The sequence below is a fragment of the Kitasatospora sp. NPDC057015 genome, assembly GCF_042673745.1.
Lineage (GTDB): Bacteria > Actinomycetota > Actinomycetes > Streptomycetales > Streptomycetaceae > Kitasatospora.
The window spans coordinates 79,802-94,908 of record NZ_JBHUSG010000005.1 but is presented as its reverse complement, the minus strand read 5'-3'; the positions used below and the strand labels follow the sequence as shown (position 1 = coordinate 94,908).

Here is a 15,107-nt window from a genome sequence, read left to right as displayed (position 1 = left end):
AGTCTCCGGGCCCCGGGCAGCACACCGCCCCCGCGCCCGGGCCCCCGCTCCGTCAGGCACCGCTCCGACCCCCGAACTAGAGGATTCCATGAGACCGAGCAGTCTGCTCCGCTCCCGGGGCACGCTGGCCGAGCTGTTCTCCAGCCGCGCCAACAGCTTTGGGCTGCTGCGCCTCCTGATGGCCAGCGCCGTGGTCGTCTCGCACGTCTACCCGCTGGCACTGGGACACCTGGACCCGCTGTGGAAGCGCAGCGGCCTGCAGACCGACCTCGGCAAGATGGCCGTCATCGGGTTCTTCGTCACCTCCGGATTCATGATCACCGGAAGCGGTCGGCGCACCACGATCGGCCGCTACAGCTGGCACCGGGCCCTGCGCATCCTGCCGGGCCTGTGGGGATCGCTGGTCATCTCCACCCTGGTCATCATGCCGCTGCTGTACCACTGGCAGCACGGCTCGCTGACCGGCTTCTGGGACCACCCGGCGGGGCCGTTCTTCTACCTGAAGGGCACCTGGGACACCTCGCTGAGCGGCGGCTGGGACGTCTCGGGCGTCATCAAGGAGGGCATCCACCGGGGCACCAACTTCGACCAGAGCGTCAACGGTGCCCTGTGGTCGCTCAAGTACGAGATCCTCTGCTACATCGTGGTCGGCCTGCTGGCCGCCGGCGGCGTGCTGCGCCACGCCCGCCGGTTCATCCCGCTGGCGGCCCTCGGCCTGTGGGTCCTGATCCTCAACGACTGGCTCGACGCGACCGGCTGGCGCGGGATCCCGGGCGACCAGAACACGTACGTGAACCTGCCGTTCCTCGGCGGTCTCTCGACGCACTTCATCATCCACCTCGGGTTCGCGTTCCTGCTCGGGGCGACCGTCCAGCTCTACAAGGAGCGGGTCCCCGTCCACGACGGCCTCGCGCTGCTCTCGCTGGTGGTCTTCGTGGCCACGCTGCGCTGGGGCGGGCTGTTCGTGATCGGCTACCCGGCGTTCACGTACCTGGTGTTCTGGCTGGCCGTCCGGCTCCCCCGGCCGTTCCAGCGGTTCGGCCGCAAGCGCGACTTCTCGTACGGCATCTACATCTACGGGTTCACCGTGGAGCAGTCGCTGGCGATGCTCGGCTTCATCAAGTACGGCAAGCTCGGCTTCCTCGCCTGCGCGCTCGGTGCCACCGTGGTGCTGGCGGCCTTCTCCTGGTACGTCGTCGAGTCCCCCGCGATGCGGCTCAAGGACTGGACGCCGTGGCCCGTCAAGCGCCTGAAGGCCCGTCGGGCCGCCGCCCAGGAGGCCACGGCTCCCGTGACCCCGGTCGCGGGCAGGGCCGCCACCGCGGCCGCTCCGGCGGCGGAGGGCGGCGAACACCCGGCGGCGCCGGGCACCGACGCGGCGCAGAACAAGGACGCCGACGCGTCGCAGAGCAAGACGGCCCCGAGCGTGCGGGCCTGAGCGAGCACGACCCACGAATCCCTGACCGGGCGGGCCCACGGCCTCCCGGTCAGGGATTCCGTCTTTCCCGGGCCCGTTCCCGGGCCTGATCGCGGGCCTCAGCGGGGCCCGATCGACGGGCCCCCCTTCACGGGCGGGATCACGGGCCTCGGCCGGCGACGGCTCCGAGGGACCGGGCCGGCCCCGGCAGTCGCATCGAGGGACCGGCCCGGGGCCGAGCCGGCGGACGACGGGACGACAGGACGACAGGACCACGGCCCGGCCCGGGAACGACGAAGGGGCCGCGGCCCGGGAGCACCCCGGGCCACGGCCCCTCGCCCTGTTCCGCTCCGGCCGGGCAGGCCGTACCCGCGGGTCAGCCCGGGAAGGGCGCGTCCAGCACGGTCACCTTCTTGTTGGTGACCGAGGCCAGGTCCTGCCGCAGCCGCTGGGCGGTCGGCAGATCGGCCACCAGGACGACCACCTCCTTGTCCGGCACCCGCTCGACCACGCCCTTGAGCGCGGCGAACGACTTCTCCCACTGGGCCTTCTCCACCGGGGCCGCGCCGATGTCCACCTTCAGCAGGTCGTCGTAGAAGGCCGACACCCCGCTCTTGTTGGTGAGCGTCACCGCGAAGAAGCTGACCCGCCAGTTCATGTAGCCGCTGTTGGAGTACAGCGCGATGACCGGCGTCGGGGCCTGGACCCGCTTCATGTCGCGGTTGATCAGCGTCTTGGCGACGGGTCCGAGGTCACCGCCCTTGCCACGGCTCCAGGAGACCAGCTCGCTGCTCTGGAAGGCGGTCGGGCCGGCCGCGACGGACGGCACCCCCCACTGGATCCCGCCGAAGAGGCTGAGGCCGGCGGCCACGGCGGCCACCGAGGCCACCGCCTCGGTCCACCAGCCACGACGGAACGGCTTGGTCCAGGGCCCGATGCGCCGCAGCAGCGTCCCCGCCGAGCCGATGCCCAGCATGGTGATGACCAGGCCGCCGACGGCGAGCTTCTCGAAGTAGTACGAGAGGTTGCCGATGGTGTGCATCTGCCACGCGCCGAAGGCGCCGAGGATCAGCGCGCCGCCGGCGACGGTGAGGAGCAGCGCCTGCGAGATGCCGGTCCGCCGGTTGCCCGGCATCAGGACCACGACGACGACCAGCGCCGCCAGTCCGACGAGCATGGAGCGGTCGAACGAGAGGTACATCCCGCGGGCCTGGGCCTGGGACTCGACGTCGAAGTCGGCGAGCACCGACATCAGGCTCGGGATCACGGCGATCGCGCCGCCCAGCACCTGCACGGCGTAGAGCCACCAGCGGCGCCTGCTCTGGCGCTTGCGGTAGACCAGGGCCCCGACCACCAGCGCCATCCCGACGAACGCCGCCAGGATGTTGTAGGTGTAGGCCACCGTGACCAGCGCCGCCGCCGAGACCGACGCGTACGCCCCCCAGCCCATCGCGGGCCGGACGATCAGCGGGATCGCCGCGGTCAGGAAGATCAGACCGCCGATCTGGGAGTCGAAGCCGACCCGGATCATTCCCGCCAGCGGACTGGCCACGGCGATGCCGGCGACCGCGGTGCAGACCACGGCGGTGCGCCAACCGGTGAGCCGGGGCCCGCCGATCCAGCGCGCGCCCCAGACGATCAGGCCGCAGAGAATGGAAAAGGAGGCCAGTACGTAGAGGTAGTAACGGTTGTACGCGGCGACGGTGTCACCGAGATCGGTGGCCGAACGGACGAAGATGTCGAACCAGGCCAGCAGGAAATGCGATCCCTGCGGATAAACGGCCTCGGTCGGCGTCTTGAGCAGCAGCTTTCCGGCGGGCTGGTCGAGGAAGGGGTAACCGCCCAGCTGGTGAACGGCGTCGAAGATGGAGAAGTGAATGAACCTGTCCTCGACCGAGAGGACGAAAGGCAGCCGGTCCTGGAGCGAACGCCCGACGAGCGGGTGGTGGATGTAGTGCCACACCACCGCGACGGTGCCGACGATCATCAGGTCCGAGGTGCGGAACCGCAGCGGCAGCCGCGGCCGGCGACGGCCGATCCAGGCGACCAGCGACACCGTGGAGAGGATCAGTCCGGCGGCCGGGACGGGGGCCAGGCCCCACGGCCAGAGCGACATCACCAGGCCGAGTGCCAGCACGCCGCCGCAGAGGACGAGCGTGGCGATGACGAGCCGGTCGAGCAGCCCGCCACCGGTCCGCATGACGGAGCCGATGGCGAGTACGAATATCGGAATGAGGATGATGTCCAGATTCAGGGCATCAAGGGCGAACGGGACGATCCAGGAAGCCAGGAGCGCTCCGGCGAGGAATTCCCATCGCCGCCCGCCCGCTGACTCCTGATCGGCTGACCGCTTCGACGCGGGAACGCGAAGACGCGTCCGCTGCTCCGAAAGTTGGGTTGCCATATACCCGCCGTCTCCTCAGGTTCCATTTACTCGAAGTTCATCTCAGCCGTATGACGATCAGGCAGATTCTGCACAACGGGCCCCGCCCCGGCCACAAGAGCACGACGTCAAATACCACAGCAGCGTCCGCCATGTTACTGCAATGCCCCCACCGCAATTCCTGGCACCCACGGCCCTCGACGGGCCCGGCCGGCGGCGCTCGCGCCGGGCCGCGCGCCCACCCCGACGCCGTGGCGCGCCGTCACCCCGGTGGCGCGTGCGGTGGCACCGGAAAAACGGCGAGGGGCTCCGCACCCGTCCTCGCGGACGGATGCGGAGCCCCTCGCCGTGCCTGTGGTGCAGGCAGGTCAGACCGTCAAATTACTTGAGGATCTTGGTGACCTGGCCGGCGCCGACGGTGCGGCCACCCTCACGGATGGCGAACTTGAGGCCCTCCTCCATGGCGATCGGCTGGATCAGCACGACCGTCATGGCGGTGTTGTCGCCCGGCATGACCATCTCGGTGCCCTCGGGGAGGGTCACGACGCCGGTCACGTCCGTGGTACGGAAGTAGAACTGCGGGCGGTAGTTGTTGAAGAAGGGGGTGTGACGGCCACCCTCGTCCTTCGACAGGATGTAGGCCTGGGCCTCGAAGTCGGTGTGCGGCGTGACCGAACCCGGCTTGATGATGACCTGGCCGCGCTCGACGTCCTCGCGCTTGATGCCACGGAGGAGCAGACCGACGTTCTCGCCGGCCTGGCCCTCGTCGAGCAGCTTGCGGAACATCTCGATGCCGGTGACCGTGGTGGTGGTCTTGGTCTCCTTGATGCCGATGATGTCGACAGTCTCGTTGACCTTGAGGATGCCACGCTCGATACGACCGGTGACGACGGTGCCACGACCGGTGATCGTGAAGACGTCCTCGATCGGCATCAGGAACGGGAGCTCGGTGGCGCGGGCCGGGGTCGGGATGAAGTCGTCGACCGCGGTCATGAGGCCGAGGAGCTTCTCGCCCCACTCCTTGTCACCCTCGAGCGCCTTGAGCGCCGAGACGCGCACGACCGGCAGGTCGTCGCCCGGGAAGTCGTACTCGGAGAGCAGCTCGCGGACCTCGAGCTCGACGAGCTCCAGGATCTCCTCGTCGTCCACCATGTCGGCCTTGTTCAGGGCGACGACGATGGAGGGCACGCCGACCTGGCGGGCCAGGAGCACGTGCTCCTTGGTCTGCGGCATCGGGCCGTCGGTGGCGGCGACGACGAGGATCGCACCGTCCATCTGGGCCGCACCGGTGATCATGTTCTTGATGTAGTCCGCGTGACCCGGGCAGTCGACGTGGGCGTAGTGACGCGCCTCGGTCTGGTACTCGACGTGCGCGATCGAGATGGTGATACCGCGCTGCCGCTCCTCCGGCGCCTTGTCGATCTGGTCGAACGGCGTGAAGGGGTTGATCTCCGGGTACGCGTCGTGCAGCACCTTGGTGATCGCCGCGGTAAGGGTCGTCTTACCGTGGTCGATGTGACCGATGGTGCCGATGTTGACGTGGGGCTTCGTCCGCTCGAACTTCGCCTTCGCCACTGCAGTCCTCCTGAGGACAGTTCTGTACGCCGTACGACGTCAGTTGGTCTTTGATCGGGTTTGGTACGGAGCGCTGGTTTGCGCTCCATTCCGTCCCGCGGGTGGGGGCGGAGACGCCGGCGGGATCTGTGCGATCCCGCCGGGTATGTCTCCTAATAGCCTAAGGGGTCGTGAACGTCCCGAATGTTCGGGACGTCCGCCGCCCTCGGGTAGGGACGCGGCCGGAGCCGGTCCTTACTCGCCCTTGGCCTTGGCGATGATGTCGTCCGCCACGTTCCGCGGAACCTCGGCGTACGAGTCGAACTGCATCGAGTAGCTTGCGCGACCAGAGGTCTTGCTGCGCAGGTCACCGACGTAGCCGAACATCTCGGAGAGCGGCACCAGCGCCGTGACGACACGGGCGCCGTGACGCTCGTCCATGGACCGGATCTGGCCACGGCGAGAGTTGATGTCGCCGATCACATCGCCCATGTAGTCCTCGGGCGTGGTGACCTCGACGGCCATCATCGGCTCCAGGAGGGCCGGACCGGCCTTCTTGGCGCCTTCCTTGAAGGCCATCGAACCGGCGATCTTGAACGCCAGCTCGGAGGAGTCGACGTCGTGCGACGCACCGTCGAGCAGGGTCACGCGGACACCCTGGAGCGGGTAGCCGGCGAGGACACCGAACTCCATGGCCTCCTGGCAACCGGCGTCGACCGAGGGGATGTACTCCTTCGGAACGCGGCCACCGGTGACCTTGTTCACGAACTCGTAGCCCTCGCCGGACTCGATCGGCTCGATCGCGATCTGGATCTTCGCGAACTGGCCGGAGCCACCGGTCTGCTTCTTGTGCGTGTAGTCGATGCGCTCGACGGCCTTGCGGATCGTCTCGCGGTAGGCGACCTGCGGCTTGCCGACGTTCGCCTCGACCTTGAACTCACGCTTCATACGGTCGACCAGCACCTCGAGGTGCAGCTCGCCCATACCCGCGATGATGGTCTGGCCGGTCTCCTCGTCGGTGTTGACCTGGAAGGACGGGTCCTCCTCGGCCAGCCGCTGGATCGCGGTGCCCAGACGCTCCTGGTCACCCTTCGACTTCGGCTCGATCGCGACGCGGATGACCGGGGCCGGGAAGTCCATGGACTCCAGGATGACCGGGTGCTTCTCGTCGGACAGGGTCTCGCCGGTGGTGGTCTGCTTGAGACCCATGACGGCGACGATGTCGCCGGCGCCCACCGAGTCGATCTCCTCACGCTTGTTCGCGTGCATGCGGTAGATCTTGCCGATGCGCTCCTTGCGGCCCTTCACCGCGTTGAGGACGGCGGTGCCGGCCTCAAGGCGCCCGGAGTAGATCCGGACGAAGGTGAGCTTGCCCAGGTGCGGGTCGGACATGATCTTGAACGCGAGCGCGGCGAGCGGCTCGTCGTCCGAGGCCTTGCGGGAGATCTTGACCGTGTCGTCGCCGGGCTTGGTGCCCTCGATGGACTCGATGTCCAGCGGCGACGGCAGGTACTTGACGACCGCGTCGAGCAGGGGCTGAACGCCCTTGTTCTTGAAGGCGGTACCGCAGAAGATCGGCGTGAAGTCCGAGTTCAGGGTGCCCTTGCGGATCGCGGCGACGAGCAGCTCCTCGGGGACGTCCTCGCCCTCCATGGCGAGTTCCATCACCTCGTCACTGACGTTCGACACGGTGTCCAGCAGCGCCTCGCGGTACTCGTCCGCCTGCTCCTGCAGGTCGGCCGGGATGTCGACGATGTCGTACATCTCGCCCTTGGCGGCCTCGGCGGACCAGACCAGCGCCTTCATGCGGACCAGGTCCACAACGCCGGCGAAGTCGCCCTCGGCACCGATCGGGAGCTGCATCACCAGCGGGGTCGCGCCGAGGCGCTCCACGATGGTGTCGACGCAGAAGAAGAAGTTCGCGCCCGTGCGGTCCAGCTTGTTGATGAAGCAGATGCGCGGGACGCCGTAGCGGTCAGCCTGCCGCCACACGGTCTCGGACTGGGGCTCGACACCGGCGACACCGTCGAACACGGTGACGGCACCGTCGAGGACGCGGAGCGAACGCTCCACCTCGACGGTGAAGTCCACGTGACCCGGGGTGTCGATGATGTTGATCGTGTTGGCGACATCGTCGACGGTCCAGTGACAGGTCGTCGCGGCCGACGTGATCGTGATGCCGCGCTCCTGCTCCTGCTCCATCCAGTCCATGGTGGCAGCGCCATCGTGGACCTCACCGATCTTGTACGACACACCGGTGTAGAACAGGATCCGCTCGGTGGTGGTGGTCTTGCCCGCGTCGATGTGCGCCATGATCCCGATGTTGCGGACCCTGGCAAGGTCAAGGGAGGTTGCAGCCATGGTGGCTCGTTCTCTCTCTGTCTAGTGACGGGGTTAGGACTACCAGCGGTAGTGCGCGAAGGCCTTGTTGGACTCGGCCATCTTGTGGGTGTCCTCGCGACGCTTCACGGAAGCGCCCAGGCCGTTGCTGGCGTCGAGGATCTCGTTCATGAGGCGCTCGGTCATGGTCTTCTCGCGACGGGCGCGGGAGTAGCCGACCATCCAGCGCAGCGCCAGGGTGGCGGCGCGGCCCGGACGGACCTCGACCGGAACCTGGTACGTCGCGCCACCGACGCGGCGGGACTTGACCTCAAGGGCGGGCTTGACGTTCTCAAGCGCGCGCTTCAGGGTGACGACGGGGTCGGCACCGGTCTTCTCACGAACGCCCTCAAGGGCGCCGTAGACGATCCGCTCGGCGGTGGAGCGCTTGCCGTGCAGCAGGATCTTGTTGACCAGCGACGTCACCACAGGGGAGCCGTAAACCGGGTCGATGATGACCGGGCGCTTCGGGGCGGGGCCCTTACGAGGCATTCTTACTTCTCCTTCTTGGCGCCGTAGCGGCTGCGGGCCTGCTTGCGGTTCTTGACACCCTGGGTGTCAAGGGAGCCGCGGATGATCTTGTAACGCACACCCGGCAGGTCCTTCACACGACCGCCACGCACGAGCACGATGGAGTGCTCCTGCAGGTTGTGGCCCTCGCCCGGAATGTAAGCGGTGACCTCGATCCCGCTGGTGAGGCGCACACGGGCGACCTTACGGAGAGCCGAGTTCGGCTTCTTCGGGGTGGTCGTGTACACACGCGTGCAAACGCCACGACGCTGGGGCGAGCCCTTGAGCGCGGGAGTCTTGTTCTTCTCGACCTTGTCCTGCCGGCCCTTTCGGACCAGCTGCTGGATCGTAGGCACCGTTTCTCCGTTTTCTGTGTGCCATCGCTTGGTAGATCTAACCTGCGGTGTTCCCAACGCACACGGCCCCGTGGTCGACCCACGCGGTCGGGTGTGTTGGGCTTCTTCCAGCCCTCCGCACCGACTTCGCAGCCGACGCGGTGGTGGAGGAATCGCGGAATCCCATGAGCTGATGTGCAGCGACGGCGCTCACGCGCGCGAGGCGCTGGAGAGCGCATCGCCGTGGCGCGGCGGCCGGTGTGCTTGCACGCACAAGGACCCGGGGACACCCCAGGCACAAGGTCAGAGCGTACCTAGCGCATCGGGCTCGGTCAAAACAAATGCGACGGCCCAGGTCATGGCGTCCATCACGGCGGCGGGCCGCCCCTACAGCGCTATCACATCCGCCGCGGATCCGCATCCGGAGCCGGTGCGCGTGTCAAGCGGCCGGGGCGCCCGCGCGCTCCCCCGCTCGGCCGATCGCAGGGCCGAGGTCGAGCCCCGCCCGCCCAGGATCGCACCGGACCACGGGACCACGGCACCACGGCCGACGAGCGGGGGCCGGGGCCGGGGTCGGGTCCGCCCGGGCGGAGGCCGGTCAGCCGCCGGCCGCGGCCAGGACGCCGACCAGGGCCAGCAGCACCCAGCCGGCCACCGACAGCCAGCCGATCACCAGGCCCGCGGTGGCCATCCCGTCGCCCTCCTCGCGCCGGGCCCGGATCTGCGCCTTGGCGATGTGGCCGCAGACCACCGCCGGCAGGCCGAGCGTGCCCACGGTGGGGATGCAGAGCAGGCCGAGCACCATCGAGGCGACGGCCACCCCGTTGGTCGGCGGGCGCATCGGCAGCACCGGCGGCGGCAGGAAGGTGGGCGGGACGACCGGCACCGCGCCGCCCATCGGCAGCACCATCGGGCCGGACGGCAGGTCGGCGACGATCTGCGACAGCTGGCCGTAGGTCTGCGCCCGGTTGGCGGCGTCGAAGCGCTGCGAGTACTCCTCGGCGGAGAGCCGCCCCTCGGCGTAGGCGGCCTTGAGGACGTCGACCGTGCGATCGCGGTCCGTGTGGGCGGCGCGCATGGCGGCCTGCGGGGTGGCCGCGGGCTGCCAGGGCTGGGCGTAGGGCTGCGGCTGGGGTGGCTGCGCGTACGGCTGGGGCTGATGGTGCGTCGGGGGCTGGCTGTACGGATTGGGCTGCCCGTACCCGGAGCCCTGCTGACCCCACGGCTGTACGGCCATCCGGCCACCTCCCGACACCCCGGCACGCCGCGCGCGCTCGCTGCTCTCATAGTGCAGGACGAAGGACGGCCCTGAGTAGTTGCCGAATTCTCCGGGGAGCGTGGCCGGATTCGCCCGCGCTCACCCGTTTGGCCCAGACACGCCGTGGTCATGACCCTCGGGAGCGGGCCACCCGGGCGGTGGGAGGCTGGGCCGCGCCCCGTCCGTCCGCCGCGCCCACCCCGGAGAGGTGCCCATGCAGGCGTCCGTCCCACCGCCGCCCACCGCGGCCGCCGTCAGTGTCCACAACCTGTGGAAGCGCTTCGGCCGGCAGGCCGCCGTCGCCGGGCTCGACCTCGAACTGCCCGCCGGCGCCTTCGTCGGACTGGTCGGCCCGAACGGCGCCGGCAAGACCACCACCCTGTCGATGGTCACCGGACTGCTCCGCCCGGACGAGGGCACCGTGCTGATCCACGGCGCCGACGTCTGGACCGACCCGGTCGCGGTCAAGGCCAGGATCGGCATCCTCCCCGAGGGCCTGCGGATGTTCGAACGCCTCAGCGGGCGCGAGCTGCTGCAGTACAACGGACGGCTGCGCGGGCTGCCCGGCGACGAGGTGGACCGCCGCGCCGAGGAGCTGCTGCACGTCCTCGACCTCGGCGCCGACGCCGACAAGCTGGTCGCCGACTACTCCACCGGCATGCGCAAGAAGATCGGCCTCGCCGCCGCCCTGCTGCACAACCCCGACGTGCTGTTCCTCGACGAACCCTTCGAGGGCGTCGACCCGGTCTCGGCCCAGACCATCCGCGGCGTGCTCCGGCGGTACGCGGCGGCGGGCAGCACGGTGGTCTTCTCCAGCCACGTGATGGAACTGGTCGAACAGCTCTGCGACTGGGTGGCGGTGATCGACGCCGGCCGGGTGATCGCGCACGGCCCGCTGGACGAGGTCCGCGGCGAGCGCTCGCTGCACGCCGCCTTCCTGGAGCTCGTCGGCGTCCGCGAGGACGACGGCCAGGCCCTCGGCTGGCTCGGCGGCGACCGGTGAGCGCCCCGCCGCCGCCCGACGGCCGGCAGGTCGTCCGCGCCCTGGTCTCGCTCAAACTGCGGCTGCTCCGCAACGGCCTGCGGCGCAGCCCCGGCCGGGCCGCCGTCTACGTCCTCGGGGCGGTGTTCGGCCTGCTCGCCGCCGCCGCCGTCGCGCTCGGGCTCGCGCTGCTGAACGGCCGGGCCGGAGCCGGCGACGCGGCCGTCATGGTGGCCGCCGCCCTCGTCGTCAGCTGGGCCGCGCTGCCCCTCTTCCTCTTCTCCAGCGACGAGAGCGCGGACCCGACCCGGCTCGCCATGCTGCCGCTGCGCCCCTGGCCGATGCTGCGCGGCTCGGCGCTGGCCGCGCTGATCGGGCCCGGTCCGGCGGCGGCCCTGCTGGTGCTGGGCGGCGCGGCGGCGGCCGGCGCGCACGGGGCCGCCTCGGCGGCGTTCGCGGTGGTCGGCGTCCCGCTCGCCGCGGTCAGCCTGGTGGCGCTGTCCCGCGCGGTCGCCGCCGGCAACGCCCGGCTGCTCTCCAGCCGGCGCGGCAAGGACTTCGCCATCTTCGGCGGGCTGCTCTTCGCGCTGCTCGCCCAGGCCGGCAACCTCACCTTCCAGAGCACCCTCGGCAAGCCCGGTGAGTCGCTGGACCTGACCCCCTTCGCTCCCTTCGCCGCGGTGCTGCGCTGGCTCCCGCCGGTCAGTGCGCTGGACGCGGCCAGGACCGCGGGCGAGGGCCGGTACGCCCTGGCGGCGCTGCAGCTCGCGGCGGGCGCCGCGCTGCTGGTGGCGCTGCTGCGGTGGTGGCTGGCCAGTCTGCGGCAGCTGATGGTGACGGCCGACTCCTCCACCCTGGAGGTCGCCCGCGGCGCCGGCCGCGCCCGGGCCTGGCGGTTCCTGCCGGCCGGCCGGACCGGCGCGGTGATGCAGCGGCACCTGCGGTACGCCTGGCGGGAGCCGCGCGCGAAGGCGGCGGTGTTCACCGGGATCGGGATGACGCTGGTGCTCTGCGCGCTGTCGGTGATCCAGGGCTGGTCCAGCGTCTACCTGGTGGTGATGGCCGGGATGTTCCTCGGCCTGCAGATGCTCAACCTGTTCGGGATGGACGGCTCCGCCTTCTGGATGGTCGCCGCCACCCTGCTCACCCCGGCCGACGCCCGCGACGAGCTGCGCGGGCGCGCGTACGCCGTCCTCTCCTACGCGGTGCCCGTCACCGTGCTGCTGGGGCTCGTGCTGGCCGCCGTCACCGGCGACTGGGCCGGCCTCGCACCGGCACTCGGTCTGGCGCTGTGCGTCCTCGGGTGCGCGATCGGTCTCGGCGCCCTGTTCAGCGTCGTCGCGCCGTACACCATGCCGGCCGACAACAGCCCGATGCGCAGCGCCGCCCCCGGCCAGGGCGGGCTGACCCTGCTGAACACCTTCGGCTCGATGGTCGGCGTCCTGCTGCTCGGCCTCCCGGTCGGCGGCTACCTGCTCTGGGCGTCGGCCGGCCACGGCCCGGCCTGGGCGGTGCTGCCGCTCGGCCCGCTCTACGGCGCCCTGGCCGTCGTCCTCGGCATCCGGATCGCCGCCGGGCGGCTGCTCGGCCGGCTGCCGGAGATCCTCGCGAAGGCCGTCGAACGCTGAGCGCCGAGCGCCGAACTCTGAACGCCGGCAGCCGGCCGCGGGCCCAGTGGAACCGCCCCGGGCGGGCCGGGCCCGGACGGGCTGATCACCCGGAGCCGGCGGAGCCGCACCCCCGTGACCGGCCGCGGGAGGTCCGGCCGGACCGATCCGGGCGCGCGCTCCGGCATCATGGCAGGAGGGCCGACCGCCCCGGACACCGAACGCAGCGAAAGCAGAATCACCGTGGGCAAGCGCAGGCAGCAGCAGGACTCCGGGCGGGACGAGGCCGTCGGCGGGCTGCTGGAGCAGGCGGTGCGCCGGGTGGTGGCAGCGCCCGTCCAGGAGCTGGACCTCGCCCTGGACACCGGGGCCTCCATGCTGGCCGCGGCCCCCGGGCAGTGGGCGGAGGTGAGCCGGGCCCTGCTCGCGCACGCCGACACCGCCGTCGGGCGGTGCTGGTCGGCGGGGTGGCGGCCGGCCGACCTCGCGCGGGTGGTGCGGCGCGAGCTGAAGCCGGTGCACCTGGCGCTCGCCGTGGACCTGATCGCCGCCGAGGGGCGCCGCCACCCGGCCGCCGCGCTCGACCGGCGCTGGCACGAGCAGCTGCGGGAGCTCGCCACCGAGGTCTGGTGGGGCGGGGACGAGACCTTCCTCACCGCCTTCGCCGCCCGGCACCGCCTGGACCGCTTCGCACTGGCCACCGCCGCCCTGGAGCTGCTGCGCAGCTGGGGGCACCTGCCGCCGATCCAGCCGGTCGGGGCGGTGCCGGGTCAGAGCCCCCGGCCCGAGCGGCCGACCGGGCCGGTCACCGGCGAGCCCCGGATGCTCTCCCGGATCCGGGCCCTGCTCGCCAAGGCCGAGTCCACCGAGTACCCCGAGGAGGCCGAGGCGCTGACCGCCAAGGCCCAGCAGCTGATGGCGCAGCACAGCATCGACGAGGCACTGCTCGCCGCCACCGTCGCCGCGAAGGACGTGCCTTCGGCCCTGCGGATCGGCGTCGACAACCCGTACGAGGGCCCGAAGACGATGCTGCTGGACGCGGTGGCCGCGGCGAACCGCTGCCGGGTGGTCTGGGCGAAGGAGTTCGGCTTCTGCACGATCGTCGGCTTCGACGCCGACCTCGACGGGGTCGAACTCCTCTACACCTCGCTGCTGGTGCAGGCCACCGCGGCGATGCACAAGGCGGGCAGCCGCCAGCACCTGGACGGCGCCTCCCGGACCAAGGCGTTCCGGCAGTCGTTCCTGGTCGCGTACGCGGCCCGGATCCGGGAGCGGCTGACCACCGCGACCGAGCAGGCCACCCGGGACGCGGCCGCCGGACGGCACCTGCGCGAGGACGGCACGGCGGAGCAGCTGGTGCCCGACGAGCGGCTGCTGCCCGCACTGGCCGCACGCGAGGAGGCGGTGGATGCGACGATCGGTCGGATGTTCCCCAAGCTGACCTCGCAGCGGGTGCGGGTGAGTGACGGCGAGGGGTGGGCCGCCGGCCGGGCGGCCGCCGACCGGGCCGCCCTGCACGGGCGGGCCGGGGCCATCCGGCGCTGAACCACGAGGGCTCGGACGAAGGGGGATTGGTGGTTGTGACGGAGTACGCGGACCGGGTACGGGGTGCCCTGCTCGGCGGGGCGGTCGGCGACGCGCTCGGCTGGCCGGTGGAGTTCCTGCGCCTGGACGACATCCGGGAGCGCTACGGCCCGGACGGCCTCACCGACCTGGTGAACAGCCGGGGCTGGCAGGTCACCGACGACACCCAGATGACGCTGTTCACCGCCGAGGGGCTGATCCGCGGCTTCGTCCGCGGCTGGACCGGCGGTGGCGGGTCGGTGCCGCAGGCCGTCCACGGCGCCTACCAGCGCTGGCTGCTGACCCAGGAGCAGGACGCCCCCGACCTGCTGCCGTTGCAGAAGCCGTACGACGGCTGGCTGCTGCGGCAGCCGTTCCTGTACGCGCGGCGGGCGCCGGGCAACGCCTGCATGACCGGGGTCGGGCAGCACCGGGAGTTCGAGGCCCCCTCGGCGTTCGGGCTGCCGGGGCCGATCAACTCGCACTCCAAGGGGTGCGGCACGGTGATGCGCTCGGCGCCGTTCGGCCTCGCCCGGCTCGGCGTCGAGCAGGCCTTCGGGCTGGCCGCGCAGTGCGCGCAGCTCACCCACGGGCACCCGACCGGGTACCTGGCGGCGGGCGCGTTCGCGGCGCTGATCGAGCGGGTGACGGCCGGGACGCCGCTGCGGGCCGCCGTCGACGAGACCATCGAGCAGACCGCCGGCTGGCCCGGCGGCGAGGAGACCGTCAAGGCGCTGCGGCGGGCCGTCCTGCTGGCCGACCAGGGCGACCCGAGCGCCGACTGGGTGGAGCGGGTCGGTCTCGGCTGGATCGCCGAGGAGTGCCTGGCCATCGCGGTGTACTGCGCCCTCGCGGCGGGCCCCGGCGCGGCGGGGGCCCGGCAGGCCCTGCTGCTCTCGGTGAACCACTCCGGCGACAGCGACTCCACCGGCGCCGTCTGCGGCAACCTGGTCGGCGCGGCGTACGGCGCCGCCGCGCTGCCGGCCGCCTGGACCGGCGCGGTGGAGGGCCGGGAGGTGCTGCTCAGGGTCGCGGACGACCTGGTGGTGCTGTTCGGCAGCCGGGAGCCGGCCCACCCCGTGCTCGACGACCGCTACCCGGTGGGGTGACGGCGGCCGG

11 protein-coding genes are annotated in these 15,107 nt (G+C 71.2%); 5 read left to right on the top strand and 6 right to left on the bottom strand.

The features are described from left to right. The first annotated feature begins 88 nt into the window (after positions 1–88). Positions 89–1,438, top strand: coding sequence for an acyltransferase family protein (locus ACFTWP_RS06700; protein WP_380263168.1), 1,350 nt, complete (start codon positions 89–91; stop codon positions 1,436–1,438). Positions 1,439–1,793: 355 nt separating this feature from the next. On the opposite strand, the gene ACFTWP_RS06695 is transcribed toward ACFTWP_RS06700, so the two are convergent. The 6 genes from ACFTWP_RS06695 to ACFTWP_RS06670 all read right to left on the bottom strand — a co-directional run bounded on the left by ACFTWP_RS06695 (position 1,794) and on the right by ACFTWP_RS06670 (position 9,815). Continuing rightward, positions 1,794–3,617: a hypothetical protein gene (locus ACFTWP_RS06695; RefSeq protein ID WP_380263167.1), complete on the bottom strand. Its 1,824-nt coding sequence runs from the start codon at positions 3,615–3,617 to the stop codon at positions 1,794–1,796. A 564-nt stretch (positions 3,618–4,181) separates the two neighbouring features. Beyond that, on the bottom strand, positions 4,182–5,375 hold the full coding sequence (tuf, locus tag ACFTWP_RS06690) for an elongation factor Tu (protein WP_380263166.1): 1,194 nt from the start codon (positions 5,373–5,375) through the stop codon (positions 4,182–4,184). 234 nt (positions 5,376–5,609) lie between these two features. After that, positions 5,610–7,715 carry an elongation factor G gene (gene fusA, locus ACFTWP_RS06685; RefSeq protein WP_380263165.1) on the bottom strand — a complete coding sequence of 702 codons (2,106 nt, stop codon included), beginning with the start codon at positions 7,713–7,715 and terminating at the stop codon, positions 5,610–5,612. A gap of 39 nt (positions 7,716–7,754) precedes the next feature. Then, entirely contained in the window at positions 7,755–8,225 is a 471-nt protein-coding gene (rpsG, locus tag ACFTWP_RS06680; protein ID WP_073924319.1) for a 30S ribosomal protein S7, read from the bottom strand. Between the two features lie 2 nt (positions 8,226–8,227). After that, the gene (gene rpsL, locus ACFTWP_RS06675; RefSeq protein ID WP_014144289.1) at positions 8,228–8,599 is read right to left on the bottom strand and encodes a 30S ribosomal protein S12; all 372 of its coding nucleotides are present in this window, start codon (positions 8,597–8,599) and stop codon (positions 8,228–8,230) included. Between the two features lie 577 nt (positions 8,600–9,176). After that, on the bottom strand, positions 9,177–9,815 hold the full coding sequence (locus ACFTWP_RS06670; protein ID WP_380263164.1) for a DUF1707 and DUF4190 domain-containing protein: 639 nt from the start codon (positions 9,813–9,815) through the stop codon (positions 9,177–9,179). A gap of 235 nt (positions 9,816–10,050) precedes the next feature. Here ACFTWP_RS06670 and ACFTWP_RS06665 point away from each other — a divergent pair, with 235 nt between their 5' ends. From ACFTWP_RS06665 to ACFTWP_RS06650, 4 genes are all read left to right on the top strand, one after another. Continuing rightward, the gene (locus ACFTWP_RS06665; RefSeq protein ID WP_380263163.1) at positions 10,051–10,839 is read left to right on the top strand and encodes an ABC transporter ATP-binding protein; all 789 of its coding nucleotides are present in this window, start codon (positions 10,051–10,053) and stop codon (positions 10,837–10,839) included. Next, entirely contained in the window at positions 10,836–12,446 is a 1,611-nt protein-coding gene (locus ACFTWP_RS06660; RefSeq protein ID WP_380263162.1) for a transporter, read from the top strand. Before ACFTWP_RS06665 ends, ACFTWP_RS06660 begins: the two co-directional genes overlap by 4 nt. 222 nt (positions 12,447–12,668) lie before the next feature. Then, the gene (locus ACFTWP_RS06655) at positions 12,669–13,970 is read left to right on the top strand and encodes a DUF2786 domain-containing protein (RefSeq protein ID WP_380263161.1); all 1,302 of its coding nucleotides are present in this window, start codon (positions 12,669–12,671) and stop codon (positions 13,968–13,970) included. A 35-nt stretch (positions 13,971–14,005) separates the two neighbouring features. Further along, entirely contained in the window at positions 14,006–15,097 is a 1,092-nt protein-coding gene (locus tag ACFTWP_RS06650) for an ADP-ribosylglycohydrolase family protein (protein WP_380263160.1), read from the top strand. Positions 15,098–15,107: the final 10 nt, after the last annotated feature.

What these genes read in the sequence shown, in the direction of transcription:
- ACFTWP_RS06700 (WP_380263168.1), top strand. Translation starts at nt 89, where the DNA reads ATGAGACCGAGCAGTCTGCTCCGCTCCCGGGGCACGCTGGCCGAGCTG.
- ACFTWP_RS06695 (WP_380263167.1), bottom strand. Translation starts at nt 3,617, where the DNA reads ATGCGGACCGGTGGCGGGCTGCTCGACCGGCTCGTCATCGCCACGCTC.
- fusA (WP_380263165.1), bottom strand. Translation starts at nt 7,715, where the DNA reads ATGGCTGCAACCTCCCTTGACCTTGCCAGGGTCCGCAACATCGGGATC.
- rpsG (WP_073924319.1), bottom strand. Translation starts at nt 8,225, where the DNA reads ATGCCTCGTAAGGGCCCCGCCCCGAAGCGCCCGGTCATCATCGACCCG.
- ACFTWP_RS06670 (WP_380263164.1), bottom strand. Translation starts at nt 9,815, where the DNA reads ATGGCCGTACAGCCGTGGGGTCAGCAGGGCTCCGGGTACGGGCAGCCC.
- ACFTWP_RS06665 (WP_380263163.1), top strand. Translation starts at nt 10,051, where the DNA reads ATGCAGGCGTCCGTCCCACCGCCGCCCACCGCGGCCGCCGTCAGTGTC.